The sequence below is a fragment of the Streptomyces achromogenes subsp. achromogenes genome (assembly GCF_000720835.1).
GTDB classification, from domain to species: domain Bacteria; phylum Actinomycetota; class Actinomycetes; order Streptomycetales; family Streptomycetaceae; genus Streptomyces; species Streptomyces achromogenes.
In genome coordinates this window covers 1-413 of the sequence record NZ_JODT01000103.1, presented here as the reverse complement: position 1 = coordinate 413, position 413 = coordinate 1, and the positions used below count along the sequence as shown (strand labels likewise).

At 70.9% G+C, this 413-nt stretch carries 1 pseudogene; it reads left to right on the top strand.

From position 1 onward, the window contains the following. Positions 1-99: 99 nt before the first annotated feature. A pseudogene (locus IH25_RS0136885) lies at positions 100-413 on the top strand (phage capsid protein); the annotation flags it as partial.

Genomic DNA, 413 nt, shown 5'->3' with positions numbered 1-413 from the left:
ACCCTGTTGGGGGCCGCCGGACAGGCCGCCGCCCTGTCGGGCGTTTTCTTCCGCGTGACGTGGGACCGCGCCCTACTGCCGCGCCCCATCCTCACCGTCATGCAGCCCGACGCCGCCATACCCGAGTTCCGGTTCGGCCTGTTGCGGGCCGTCATGTTCTGGCGCGAGTTGGACGGCAGCACCGACGCGCACGTGTGGCGGCACATCGAGCGCCACGAGCCGGGCCGCATCGAGCACGCCCTGTACGAAGGCACCCCCGACAACTTGGGGCGCCGCGTGCCGCTCACCGAGCACCCGGACACCGCCGACATCGCGCTCACGCTCGACGCCACCGGTGACAGCATGGCCACCGGCATACAGCAGCTCACCGCCGCCTACATGCCGAACATGCTCCCCAACCGGCTGCACCGCAC